This is a genomic window from Westiellopsis prolifica IICB1 (assembly GCF_004323185.1).
Classification (GTDB): domain Bacteria; phylum Cyanobacteriota; class Cyanobacteriia; order Cyanobacteriales; family Nostocaceae; genus Pelatocladus; species Pelatocladus prolificus_A.
The window spans coordinates 1,524,983-1,537,111 of the sequence record NZ_NAPS01000002.1 but is presented as its reverse complement, the minus strand read 5'-3'; the positions used below and the strand labels follow the sequence as shown (position 1 = coordinate 1,537,111).

12 protein-coding genes and 1 pseudogene are annotated in these 12,129 nt (G+C 40.1%); 11 read left to right on the top strand and 2 right to left on the bottom strand.

Annotated elements, in window-relative coordinates; genetic code table 11:
* The first annotated feature begins 48 nt into the window (after nucleotides 1-48).
* From B4U84_RS20930 to B4U84_RS20920, 3 genes and pseudogenes are all read left to right on the top strand, one after another.
* Nucleotides 49-273 carry a hypothetical protein gene (locus B4U84_RS20930; protein ID WP_131120449.1) on the top strand — a complete coding sequence of 75 codons (225 nt, stop codon included), beginning with the start codon at nucleotides 49-51 and terminating at the stop codon, nucleotides 271-273.
* Nucleotides 274-315: 42 nt separating this feature from the next.
* Nucleotides 316-1,407, top strand: a complete 1,092-nt coding sequence (gene ychF / locus B4U84_RS20925) for a redox-regulated ATPase YchF (protein ID WP_017311088.1) — start codon at nucleotides 316-318, stop codon at nucleotides 1,405-1,407.
* Between the two features lie 310 nt (nucleotides 1,408-1,717).
* A pseudogene (locus tag B4U84_RS20920) lies at nucleotides 1,718-2,632 on the top strand (isopenicillin N synthase family dioxygenase).
* 14 nt (nucleotides 2,633-2,646) lie between these two features.
* Here the strand turns inward: B4U84_RS20920 and B4U84_RS30735 are convergent.
* Nucleotides 2,647-2,820, bottom strand: coding sequence for a hypothetical protein (locus B4U84_RS30735; RefSeq protein WP_017311086.1), 174 nt, complete (start codon nucleotides 2,818-2,820; stop codon nucleotides 2,647-2,649).
* A 213-nt stretch (nucleotides 2,821-3,033) separates the two neighbouring features.
* Between B4U84_RS30735 and B4U84_RS20915 the strand changes: the two genes are divergently transcribed.
* From B4U84_RS20915 to B4U84_RS20895, 5 genes are all read left to right on the top strand, one after another.
* On the top strand, nucleotides 3,034-3,867 hold the full coding sequence (locus B4U84_RS20915) for a sulfurtransferase (RefSeq protein ID WP_131120448.1): 834 nt from the start codon (nucleotides 3,034-3,036) through the stop codon (nucleotides 3,865-3,867).
* A gap of 181 nt (nucleotides 3,868-4,048) precedes the next feature.
* A complete protein-coding gene (locus B4U84_RS20910; protein ID WP_017311084.1) occupies nucleotides 4,049-4,516 on the top strand; it encodes a MarR family winged helix-turn-helix transcriptional regulator in 468 nt (155 codons plus the stop codon).
* 92 nt (nucleotides 4,517-4,608) lie between these two features.
* The gene (locus B4U84_RS20905; RefSeq protein ID WP_131120447.1) at nucleotides 4,609-5,133 is read left to right on the top strand and encodes a hypothetical protein; all 525 of its coding nucleotides are present in this window, start codon (nucleotides 4,609-4,611) and stop codon (nucleotides 5,131-5,133) included.
* 63 nt (nucleotides 5,134-5,196) lie between these two features.
* Entirely contained in the window at nucleotides 5,197-5,415 is a 219-nt protein-coding gene (locus B4U84_RS20900; protein WP_131120446.1) for a type II toxin-antitoxin system HicB family antitoxin, read from the top strand.
* Nucleotides 5,412-5,633, top strand: coding sequence for a type II toxin-antitoxin system HicA family toxin (locus B4U84_RS20895; RefSeq protein ID WP_131120445.1), 222 nt, complete (start codon nucleotides 5,412-5,414; stop codon nucleotides 5,631-5,633). The genes B4U84_RS20900 and B4U84_RS20895 overlap by 4 nt, the downstream gene beginning before the upstream one ends.
* Before the next feature lie 71 nt (nucleotides 5,634-5,704).
* On the opposite strand, the gene B4U84_RS20890 is transcribed toward B4U84_RS20895, so the two are convergent.
* Nucleotides 5,705-7,141 carry a lysophospholipid acyltransferase family protein gene (locus B4U84_RS20890; protein WP_131120444.1) on the bottom strand — a complete coding sequence of 479 codons (1,437 nt, stop codon included), beginning with the start codon at nucleotides 7,139-7,141 and terminating at the stop codon, nucleotides 5,705-5,707.
* Between the two features lie 471 nt (nucleotides 7,142-7,612).
* Here B4U84_RS20890 and B4U84_RS20885 point away from each other — a divergent pair, with 471 nt between their 5' ends.
* The 3 genes from B4U84_RS20885 to B4U84_RS20875 all read left to right on the top strand — a co-directional run.
* Complete coding sequence (locus B4U84_RS20885; RefSeq protein ID WP_131120443.1) at nucleotides 7,613-8,326, top strand: biliverdin-producing heme oxygenase; 714 nt, start codon at nucleotides 7,613-7,615, stop codon at nucleotides 8,324-8,326.
* Nucleotides 8,327-8,590: 264 nt separating this feature from the next.
* Nucleotides 8,591-9,973 (top strand): oxygen-independent coproporphyrinogen III oxidase, encoded by a 1,383-nt coding sequence (gene hemN / locus B4U84_RS20880; protein ID WP_131120442.1) that lies wholly within the window; start codon nucleotides 8,591-8,593, stop codon nucleotides 9,971-9,973.
* A 348-nt stretch (nucleotides 9,974-10,321) separates the two neighbouring features.
* Nucleotides 10,322-12,129: HAMP domain-containing protein (locus tag B4U84_RS20875; protein ID WP_131121022.1), on the top strand; the 1,808-nt coding region annotated here is incomplete at its 3' end.

The following is a 12,129-nucleotide window of genomic DNA, read 5'->3' as shown; positions in this document are numbered from 1 at the left end:
TGATTGTCATCTAGGTTAGAAAAGTTAAATCTTTAGAAAAGAATTATCATGATTAATCTGATTTCTGAACCTCAACCTAACGAACCACCAATTCCTAACCCAGAACCAAATCCTGTACCTCCAGTTGAACCAACACCAGGACCAACGGTTCCCCACCCCATACCAGACCCTGTTCCTGAAACCGTACCAGCACCCATACCACAAACTGTACCTGGTCCAATTCCTCAAACAGTTCCAGGAACAATACCACAAACAATCCCCGAACCTGTTTAAAATTGATTTCGTCTAGTTTTAACTTCAAATCCAAAATCTAACATGCTGAGAGCCGGGATTGTCGGACTTCCCAACGTTGGAAAATCTACGTTATTTAATGCTTTAGTAGCTAATGCTAAAGCAGAAGCTGCTAACTTTCCTTTTTGTACAATAGAACCGAATGTCGGTGTTGTTGCAGTACCAGACGAACGGTTAAATGTTTTAAGCAAGATTTCCAATTCGGTACAAATTATCCCGGCCCGCGTTGAGTTCGTGGATATAGCCGGTTTAGTCAAAGGTGCAAGTCAGGGTGAGGGACTGGGTAATCAATTTTTGTCTCATATCCGCGAAGTTGATGCGATCGTTCACGTGGTACGTTGTTTTGAAAATGATGACATTATTCACGTTGCTGGTTCCGTTGACCCAGCGCGGGATATTGAGACAATTAATTTAGAATTAGCTTTAGCTGATTTAGCACAAATCGAACGTCGCATTGAACGCACGAAAAAACAAGCCCGTACTAGCAAAGAAGCACAGTTTGAATTGACAGTATTGGAAAAATTAGCTACCGCGTTAAACGAAGGTAAATCAGTAAGGCAAATTACTTTAACAGAAGAAGAAGCCGCAGTAATTAAATTATTAGGATTACTGACCTCAAAACCAATTATTTATGCTGCTAATGTCTCGGAAGATGAATTAGCAACAGGTAATGAATTTGTTGAAAAAGTTAGAGAAATTGCGGCAAATGAAAATGCCCAAGTCGTAATAGTTTCTGCCCAAGTCGAAGCAGAATTAATCGAATTATCAGATGAAGAAAGAGCAGATTTCCTTGCTTCTTTGGGTGTAGAAGAAGGTGGTTTAAAATCACTAATTCGTGCCACCTACACGCTGTTAGGATTGCGTACTTATTTCACATCTGGTGAAAAAGAAACCCGCGCTTGGACAATCACAGCCGGAATGTCAGCACCACAAGCAGCAGGTGTAATTCACAGTGACTTTGAACGCGGATTTATTCGCGCTGAAACTGTTGCTTACGATGATTTAGTAGCATCTGGTTCGATGAATGCTGCAAAGGAAAAAGGCTTAGTTCGCAGTGAAGGAAAAGAATATGTTGTCAAGGAAGGCGATGTGATGTTATTCCGGTTTAATGTGTAATTTAGTTAGTGGTTAGTCCTGAATCTCTAACTACTAGTTATTAAGAATTTCCTAAATATCTACTTAAATGTAGGGTGTGTTATGCCGAAGGCTAACGCACCTATTTTTTATGATGTGTTATACCATTTCACGTTAATCACGATACACATAAATTTTGCACCAGACGCGATATATCGCGTCTCTACAGGGTCTGTATTTGTATCATATTTTTTGTAAAATAGTATAACACACCCTACTACTATTACGATAATTTTATTTTGATTTGATCAATAATATGTGAGAGCAAATTTTATTAAATAAAACCATCGATATGATTAATATTCCAGTAATTGATTTTTATCTTTTTACCAATGGTAATGCTATAGAGCGAGAACATATCACTCAAAAAATCTATCAAGCCTGTCATCAAATAGGCTTTATGTACTTGCAAAATCATGGTATATCTCAAGATTTAATTGAGGAAGTATTTACACATAGCCAAGATTTTTTCAACTTCCCCTTAGAAATTAAGCAACAGTTTGCTTGGAGTGATGAACACAACAATCAAGGTTATGTTGGTATCGAGAGAGAACGCCTTGATCCTAATAAACCGGGTGATTTGAAAGAAGCATTTAATGTGGGGAAACAAGAAGATGGAGATAGACAAAATTTATCTTCCTATTCTCCTGCACAAAACTCAAGTATTCTTACTTTTTATCAAGTTTGTACAGAACTTGCAAATAAAGTCTTGCAAGCATTTGCTTTAGCTCTACAACTACCAGAAGATTTTTTTGCCAATAACCACAACCAACAAAATCATACTTTACGACTACTACATTATCCACCCATCGAACAAGCACCCCAAACCGGACAAGTCCGTGCGGGTGAACATTCTGATTACGGTAGTATCACCTTGCTGTTTCAAGATGAAGTTGGTGGTTTGGAAGTGCAAACAGCATCGGGAGAGTGGATTGCAGCACCAGCAATTCCTGGAACAGTGGTAGTCAATACTGGTGATTTAATGCAGCGCTGGACAAACCATATGTTTTGTTCAACCAAACACCGGGTGATGATTCCTAATGATGACAGACTGAAGTAATCACGGTTTTCTATAGCGTTTTTCTGTCATCCCAACGACGATACAGAAATTGTTTGTCTTGATAGTTGTTGCAGAGAATATCCTCCAATTTATGCGCCTATTCTTGCAGGAGAATATCTTTTGAGTCGGTTACAAGTAACTTATTAATTGTGTTATCAGAATTAGACCGTTGTATTTGAACGCAGCGCTGCTAGTCGTGTACAATAATGTAGGCATGGTGCGTTTAGATCCGTCAAATTGTCTGTATTAAAGGCCGGATCATCCTGATGACTCGTTTCTTGTTGATTATGAGCTTGAGCGATCGCTTGAAGTAAAGCTTGTAAAGAAGTTTTCATGATTCTTACTGTTCGGTTTTGCGATCGCTACGAGAGCAAAGTGTACTCGATCAAGGTCTATACGAAACTGAGTAGCCAAATTTAATCTAGCTTCAGCGTTTTTGCAAAGTTAGCAACCTAACTTTATCCGGTTTATCTGTGATGAACTACTCCTCTTCGATTGGCAATTGTTCATCCATTAACCGAGTTCACACTATTTTCAGGAGTAACTTTATGGCTGATTATGCTCATCCTGAAGTTTTAATTGATATACAATGGTTGGCTAATCATCTCAACGATCCCAACATCCGCGTAGTAGAAGTTGATACGAGTCCAGAGCCATACAAAAATAATCACATTCCTGGTGCAGTTTTTTGGAATATCTTCACTGATCTGCTTCTACCTGATCTCCGCATCAATCTGGATGCGACTGCGATAGAGAAACTGCTTTCACGCTCTGGTATTACCAATGAAACAACTATTGTTGCCTATGGCAGCTACCCTGGAACAGGAGCTTGGATCTTCTGGCTGTTAAAATTGTTTGGACATCACGATGTCCGAGTTTTGAACGGTGGACATCAAAAGTGGATGTCGCAAAGTCGTCCAGTGACAACAGAATTATCGAATTTTGCACCAACACAGTACCATGCAAAACCACTTGATGCCAGTCTGCGGGTATTGTCTGAAGAAATTCACGCATCCATTGGTCAAACTGATCGTGTGTTATTGGATGTTCGGACTATTCAAGAATACCGTGGAGAACACTTTTTGATGAATCCACCAGAAGAGACGGAACGCGCAGGACACATTCCAGGTTCAGTTCATATTGAACATATACTCACACTGAACGAAGATGGAACTTTCAAATCATTAGATGAATTACAGACGCTCTACAATAGCAATGGTGTTACATCTGACAAGGAAGTGTTTCCCTACTGTGCAATTGGTGGGCGATCAGCCTGCACTTGGTTTGTCTTGAAATACTTACTCGGCTATCCAAATGTGCGGAACTATGATGGTTCATGGAATGAGTGGAGTCGCTTGCCTAATGTACCCATTAGTAAATAGTTAAGTGGTTAGGCAAAATTAAGTTAATTCCTGGAGATCAGGGAAGAGGGAACTCTTAACGGGGAACAGCTTGAAAAATGTGTAATTAATTGTTCTAACTTTTTTCTTGAATTCGACGTTTGCTTCTACCATTCATTGTCAGAGCATAGAATAGTTAATTAGCGATTCATCTTGTTTTGAAATGCCTAGTTCATCCTCAAATTCTGATTTTCTTCAGCAATGGCGATATGCTCTAGCCCCTTACAATTTGGGGTACAAGCTAAAACTTGCATCTCAGTTGATGTATCGGGATTTCCTAGAGCGGCTAGAACCTTATGGATTGACCCCGTTTCACTACCTTGTTTTATGTTGTCTGTGGGAAGAAGATGGTCTTTCAACGACTGGAATCGCTGACAAGTTGAAGCAGTTGGGCGCAACGTTAACTGGAGTGGTTGATCGAATGGAGGATCGTAAGCTTGTCCAGCGAGAGCGCGATCGCGATGATCGTCGCATTGTCCGCATCTGGCTCACTGACGAAGGAAAACGACTGATGAAAGTCCTACCCTCAATCGGCGCACAAACAATTGACAAAGCAACCACAAACATTCCAGAAGCAGACCAGGAAGCAGTTTTGAAGATATTAGATCAAATTGTTCAAAACCTAATCTAGCAATTTTAAGCTTTGGAAGTTGACTCTATGCAAATTACTTAATATATTAATTATCACTACATGAATCTTATGTGTCACACCATAAAAGAAAAATGCCAAAGTTGAGCATCAGACAGAAAAACTGGTTGTTGTCCGCGCATATTGGTTTTGCAGCCCTTTGGACAGGAACCGTCTTAAGTATGTTTCTTCTCTCATTGAGAAATACAAAATCAACTCATGCAGAGGTACTCTACGCCCTCAACTCAGCGATTAATCTGCTCGATGACTACATTGTGATTCCCTCTGCAATTGGTTCAGTTTTGAGCGCAACATTTCTGTGCTGGATGACCAATTATGGATTTACTAAGTTTTACTGGGTAATTACTAAGTGGATACTGACAACTGGATTGATCATTTTTGGAACATTTTGGTTATTTCCCTGGGGTAACACCGCTGAAAAACTAGCGGCTCAAGAAGGGTTACAAGCTTTAAATAGTCCAATATATAACTTTGATGCGAAAGGTGTGTTGATTGGAAGTATAATTCAGGCTCTTTTTCTTTCTATCATCATTGCGATTTCGGTTCTCAAGCCGTGGGGAAGACGACCAGTGAAAGCAAATAGTCAAAACTGTAATTAATCCAAGTCAACATACACCTATGATTCAAAGGTAAAATGAGAAACGACTATATGGTTTGTAGAGATGAGCCAGCATACAAGACAAGTAATCTTATATAAAGATGAAGATGGTTACTGGATTGCGGAGTGTCCAAGTTTAAAGGGATGTAATAGCCAGGGAAAAACTAAAGAAGAGGCTCTGTCAAACATCAAGGAAGCTATTGCAGGCTATGTTACCGCTCTAGAAGAAGATGGCTTATCTGTACCAGAAGACAACTTTGAAACATTCTTGGTAGTCGTGTGAGTAAGTTGCCTAGTATTTTGGGGAAAGAGTGTATCAAAGTTTTAGAAAAAATTGGTTTCTATCAAAAACGTAGAGAAAGTAGTCACATCATTATGCGAAGGGATAAACCGTTTGCTCAAATTGTTGTTCCAGATCATCAAGAATTGGCTAAAGGTACACTGCGAGCTATTATTCGAGATGTTGACCTTAGTGTTGAAGAATTCTTGTCTTTGCTCTAAAGAAGCCGTATCGGTTCACATTGACAGCTATATACAAGCATCCAAATACAACTTGATATAGCTGCAACACGTTATGCCTTAATTAATTGTTCTAAAACTTGATACAGTTCTTTTGTCAACTCATTCACCCCAACTCTGGCTGCATGGCGATCGCTTTGATATTTTGCCCAACGTTGTGTCACTGAGATTGGTTCACCGACTGTAATTAGCGCCTGTCGCCAACCCAAACGGGGACGCCCTGGTAGTTTTGTATTATTTTTGATCCGAGCAGTCAGATCAAATATCAGTAGTGCTGTTTCTGCAAATCTTTCGGCACTGGGTTTTTCCTTGACATAAGTCCCAGTAACTGCTGCAAAAGTTTCTACTAAACGCATATGTCGCATTCGCAGTTCTGCTTCTGCTGCTACCCAGTCTGCTAATCCCCGTTGGAAGGGTGACAAAGTATTGATATCTGGTACATCATCTCTGTAAATATAACTCCAACCCGCTTCCTCTAAACGGCGACAACGGTCAATAAAATTTCCTTGTGATTGTAATCCAAAATATTGCTCGGCAACTTGCAAAGCGATTTCTTGTAGGCGACGAAGTCTAGCGATTAACATTTGATTGGGATTGGCGATCGCTTCAGCATCAATATCACCATCATGATTAATTGCAGGTAAATCCTGATGATAAAAGCGCTGATAAAATCCTTCCATCTGTGTTAACAAATGTTCCGCAAGTGGTAACAGGCGTTGATAGTAAATCTCTTCAGGATTAGGGACATTAGATGTTTCTATAGTCTGCACTGGTAAACCACAGTCAGCTTCTAATTGACTCAACAGCCAATTTAATTTTGCCCAAGGCGGTTTTACATAACTATACTGAATCGTAATTGGCACAATCAAAACTTCTTCTGAACGCTTGGCTTTGTGCAAATCTTCTACACACCAAAACCCAAATTGAGCCACCCCAGGTTCTAAAGGGCTAATAATCCCACTATGTCCATTGGTAGCACCTTCGGGAGCAACTGCGATCGGCATTTTTCCGTTAGCAAACAAATTTCGCGCATTTTGAATACCTTGCTTATCCAGTCGCTTACCCCGGCGAATGGGAGTTCCCCCCAAATTCGAGAAAAACCAACCTAGCCAATCTCCTGCCCACAATAACATTCCCCGTTCATAAATGAAGTGCGAATGAATCGGGTATTGTAGGAAAATTCCTTGCTGACGCGCCATCCGTGGTACTGCTCGCGACAATAGGTATAACATACATAGTGGATCGTCTACCTCTGGATGACGAAATGCCATCAAAAAGCGCACTTTTCCAGCTTGGAATTGTTGATATAACTGAGCTAAAGTTTCTGCATTCTTAACTTGAATGCGAGAAATACCAGATGGTAGCCAGGGTCTGAGCCGAAATCGTAGCAAAATAGGCAGCAACCACTGGGCAAGACGGAGTACAACAGGGTTGAAGCGTTGGGGAATAAACTCTAGCCGTGATTGGGCATGTTGAATAGAATCAGGCAAGGTTGCTCTCCAGATGGTACTTCTAATTACGGTAGCGAATATAGGGGTTAGAAAGTAGGGTTTACGGTGTAGGGGTGTCGGAAAATTTACAAAAATCCTTAATTTGCTATAACTGAGCGATCGCCATCTACATATAACTAAATTTATGATTTAGCTAATTTATTTAAAGTAATTTCAAAAATAATTTTTGTGACAAATTTCAAATATCTAGTTGACAAACAAAATTTAGATTCACATGCATCTAAAATCAGAGAAATATGAAAAAATATAAATAGTTATATGGTTATCCAGTGATTAAATAGTTAAATGATTTTGGTAGAAATCAACATGGCTTGGGTCTGCATCGGTGGTGTGATTAGCTGATGGTCATGATGCAGATCCTTTCATCAACCTGAATAATAACTCTTCAACGCTGGCGTTGACAGTGAACTGGTAAATATCAGCTTGCGTTTTGAGATGAAGGAAAAAACAATGAGTAACAATCTAGCGATTAAACTTCGTACCGGAACCCAAAAATCCCATACAGCAGCAGAAAATGTTGGATTTATGAAGTGTTTTCTCAAAGGGGTTGTAGATAGAAGCTGCTTTGGCAAGTTTTTAGGTAACTTGTATTATGTCTACAGCCAACTCGAAACAGAAATAGAAAAACATCGAACTCATCCCATAGTCAGCGGTATTTATTTCCCAGAACTAAATCGCCAAGCTGCTTTAGAGAAAGATATGGAATTTTACTATGGGAAAGACTGGCGAACTTGTGTACAACCATCTCCCGTTGCTCAAAGTTATATTGCTCGAATTCGAGAATTATCTGCAACTGCACCTGAGTTATTAATCGGACACGCATACACCCGCTACATGGGGGATCTTTCTGGTGGTCAAATGTTACAAAAAATTGCTCAGTCAGTCTTAAAGTTAGAAGGTTATCAAGGTACGTCTTTTTATAATTTTGACCAAATTCCAGACAAAAAAGCTTTTAAAGACAAGTATCGTCAAGCATTAGACACATTAACTATTGACGATGCTACAGCCGAAAAAATTGTTGCAGAAGCAAATAATTCCTTCGGTTTCAATATGAAAATGGCTCAAGAACTAGAAGGAAATTTAATTCAAGCAATTGGACAAGTTTTGTTTAATTCCCTAACACGTGGTCATAACACTGGTAGCACGGAAGTAGTTATCAATTGAACACTGAGAGACTATTTATAAAGTAAATCTTAAGTAGGGGAGGCAAAAAGCGGCGTGGATGTTCCTCCCGCTTTATTGCCGTTGTGTTATGGCTTCAGCCTAACACACCAGTTATTGGCGATGCGTTAAGCACTTTTATGAGCTAAATTTTTCACGAAAAACATTATAAAAGCGCCTAACATACCCTACAGTGATTTGATTTTTACTTTATAAATAACCTCTGAAATCTATACCCATATACCCTTAGTGATTGGAAAAAATTCGATGGTTTTGCAAATTCCTGGTGTGAAGTTCGACATAGATATCATCAAAAAGTACGATATTCCCACACCCAGATATACGAGTTACCCACCCGCTACAGAATTGAACGCAGCATTTACAGCATCGGAATTTGAGGATGCAATAGCTTGTTCAAATCAAAGAAAGACGCCTTTATCTTTGTATTTTCATATTCCCTTTTGTCAGAGTGCTTGTTATTTCTGCGGCTGCAATGTAGTTATTTCTAATAACAAAAATATTGCCAAAAATTATCTAGAATATCTAGAGCGAGAAATCAAGCGCACAGCATCTTTAATTGATACAAATAGACAAGCAGTACAAATGCATTGGGGTGGCGGAACACCAAATTATTTAAGTTTAGGACAGGTAGAAAATCTCTGGAATAATATTACTCGTCACTTCCGCTTCGAACCCCAAGCAGAAATCTCTCTCGAAATCAATCCCCGCTACGTTGATAAGGAATACATTTTCTTTCTCAAAGAGATTGGTTTTAATCGCATTAGTTTTGGGATTCAAGATTTTAATCCCCAAGTGCAAGCAGCTATCAATCGCGTCCATCCAGAAAAAAACCTATTTGAAGTAATGGACTGGATTAGAGAAGCAGGGTTTCAAAGTGTGAATGTAGACTTAATTTATGGTCTACCGTATCAAACTTATCAAAGCTTTCACCAGACAATTAAAAAAACAATCGAGTTAGATCCTGATCGGATCGCAGTCTTTAATTTTGCCTATGTACCGTGGGTAAAATCAATCCAGAAAAAAATTGCTAAGGATGCGCTACCAGCACCAGAGGAGAAATTAGAGATTTTGAAAATGACGATTGAAGAGTTAACTAGTAATAAATATCTGTTCATCGGGATGGATCATTTTGCCAAACCTCATGATGAATTAGCGATCGCTCAACGTAATTATACACTCAAGCGTAATTTCCAAGGTTATACCACTTGGGCGCAAGCAGAACTTTTTGGTTTTGGTGCCACATCCGTGAGTATGCTAGAAGATGCCTATGCCCAGAATCACAAGCGATTGCGTGATTATTATCAAGCAATTAATGAGGATATTTTACCCATTGGTAAAGGTATTAAGTTAAATGCAGATGATATTCTCAGACGAGATGTGATTATGCGGCTGATGTCTCATGCCAAACTGGATAAACAAGAAATTGAGGATAAGTATCACATCTGTTTTGATGAGTATTTTGCTCAAGAATTAGCAGCATTACAACTTTTGGAATCAGATGGATTAGTCAGCCTATCCAAAAATGAAATTGGAATTACAGAAATTGGTAGATTATTAGTAAGAAATATTGCCGTCAATTTTGATGCTCATCGCCTCACACAAGAGCAAAAATTCTCACGGGCGATTTAACGTTAAAACGGACTCAAACACCGTCTTATACCATTTCACATTAATCACGATACACATAAATTTTGTACCAGACGCGATATATCGCGTCTGGTACAGGTATAATGCCCAATTTCAAACTTTATAAAAATTAATCATACCTTAGATAGATTTATCTCTATTGCTTGATCGCGATTTTTCTAAATTTCGTTATAGTCTATACATCCAAGTCTGCATAGCCAGTGGACGAAGAGCCAAGTTTCCTGTAGCCTAACTATTTGGTTGATATATCTTTAGCAATGTCAGCAAAGTGTAATTGAAACTAGTAGCAGGCAACCACAAAAAAGTATAATCTATTTTATAGGCATCCGTATGGCCACTGAACAGTTAACCAAAGAAAGCGACAATTTAGATTTAAAACAACTGCTCAGAACACTATCAGCAGTCAAGAAAGGCGACTTTTCGGCACGGATGCCTATTGATCAAACTGGAATGGCAGGAAAGATTGCTGATACACTCAACGATATTATTGATCAAAATGAGCGACTAACAGCAGAGCTACAGCGCATTGGTAATGTTGTTGGTAAAGACGGCAAAATTAGTGAGCGTGCAACTCTGGGCAACATGCGGGGTGGATGGTCTAGCTGTGTTGATTCTGTCAATACACTCATTACCGATTTAGTCCAGCCGACTGCGGAAACAGCGCGTGTGATCCGAGCAGTGGCAAATGGTGATCTTTCCCAAACGATCGCGCCAGAGATGGACGGTAGACCCCTCAAGGGAGAATTTCTCCAAACAGCCCAAATGGTAAACACCATGGTGGGTCAGTTGAATGGGTTCGCCAGCGAAGTGACGCGGGTGGCGAGGGAAGTGGGAACTGAAGGTAAACTCGGCGTCCAAGCAGAAGTCCCAGGGGTGGCTGGTACTTGGAAAGATTTAACTGATAGCGTCAACTTGATGGCAGGGAATTTAACAGCCCAAGTCCGTAATATTGCTGAAGTGACTACAGCTGTTGCGAATGGTGATCTTTCTAAGAAAATCACCGTCGATGTCAAAGGTGAAATTTTAGAGTTGAAAAACACCGTGAACATCATGGTGGATCAACTCAATTCTTTTGCATCTGAAGTAACACGAGTTGCAAGAGAAGTGGGAACTGAAGGTAAACTCGGTGTTCAAGCAGAAGTCAAAGGTGTGGGTGGGACTTGGAAAGATTTAACTGATAGCGTCAACTTTATGGCGGGTTCGTTAACAGCACAGGTAAGAAATATTGCCGAAGTTACCACAGCTGTTGCGAATGGTGATCTTTCTAAAAAAATTACCGTCGATGTTAAAGGTGAAATTCGCGAGTTGAAAAACACCATCAACACAATGGTCGATCAACTCAACTCCTTTGCTGGGGAAGTGACGCGGGTGGCGAGAGAAGTGGGTGCAGAGGGTAAACTCGGTGTGCAAGCGGAGGTGAGAGGTGTTGCGGGAACTTGGAAAGATTTAACTGATAGCGTTAATTTTATGGCGGGTTCCTTAACAGCACAGGTGCGGAACATTGCTGATGTCACTACTGCTGTTGCAAACGGTGATCTTTCTAAAAAAATTACCGTTGATGTGAAAGGCGAAATTCTAGAGTTGAAAAACACCATCAACACGATGGTAGATCAACTTAGTTCTTTTGCCAGTGAAGTGACGCGAGTTGCGAGAGAAGTAGGAACCGAAGGTAAACTCGGCGTCCAAGCAGAAGTTAAAGGTGTTGCGGGGACTTGGCAAGATTTAACCGGTGCAGTAAATATGATGGCGGGTAATCTCACAGACCAAGTGCGGAGTATTGCAGAGGTTGCAACAGCGATCGCCAATGGTGATCTTTCTAAAAAAATTACTGTGCAGGTGAAAGGGGAAATTCTGGAGCTGAAAAACACCATCAATATAATGGTGGATCAACTCAACTCTTTTGCAAGTGAAGTCACACGGGTTGCGAGAGAAGTCGGATCGGAAGGAAAACTCGGTGTGCAAGCAGACGTTAAAGGTGTTGCGGGGACTTGGAAAGATTTAACAGACAGCGTTAACTTTATGGCGGGTTCCTTAACAGCACAAGTCCGCAACATTGCTGCTGTGACAACAGCTGTTGCAAACGGTGATCTTTCTAAGAAAATCACCGTTGATGTGAAAGGCGAAATTTTAGAGTTGAA

Excerpts from the sequence above, each read along its gene's own strand:
- B4U84_RS30735 (WP_017311086.1), bottom strand. The coding sequence starts at position 2,820 with ATGAAAACTTCTTTACAAGCTTTACTTCAAGCGATCGCTCAAGCTCAT.
- ychF (WP_017311088.1), top strand. The coding sequence starts at position 316 with ATGCTGAGAGCCGGGATTGTCGGACTTCCCAACGTTGGAAAATCTACG.
- B4U84_RS20885 (WP_131120443.1), top strand. The coding sequence starts at position 7,613 with ATGAGTAACAATCTAGCGATTAAACTTCGTACCGGAACCCAAAAATCC.
- B4U84_RS20905 (WP_131120447.1), top strand. The coding sequence starts at position 4,609 with ATGCCAAAGTTGAGCATCAGACAGAAAAACTGGTTGTTGTCCGCGCAT.
- B4U84_RS20930 (WP_131120449.1), top strand. The coding sequence starts at position 49 with ATGATTAATCTGATTTCTGAACCTCAACCTAACGAACCACCAATTCCT.
- B4U84_RS20915 (WP_131120448.1), top strand. The coding sequence starts at position 3,034 with ATGGCTGATTATGCTCATCCTGAAGTTTTAATTGATATACAATGGTTG.
- B4U84_RS20900 (WP_131120446.1), top strand. The coding sequence starts at position 5,197 with ATGAGCCAGCATACAAGACAAGTAATCTTATATAAAGATGAAGATGGT.
- B4U84_RS20910 (WP_017311084.1), top strand. The coding sequence starts at position 4,049 with ATGCCTAGTTCATCCTCAAATTCTGATTTTCTTCAGCAATGGCGATAT.
- hemN (WP_131120442.1), top strand. The coding sequence starts at position 8,591 with ATGGTTTTGCAAATTCCTGGTGTGAAGTTCGACATAGATATCATCAAA.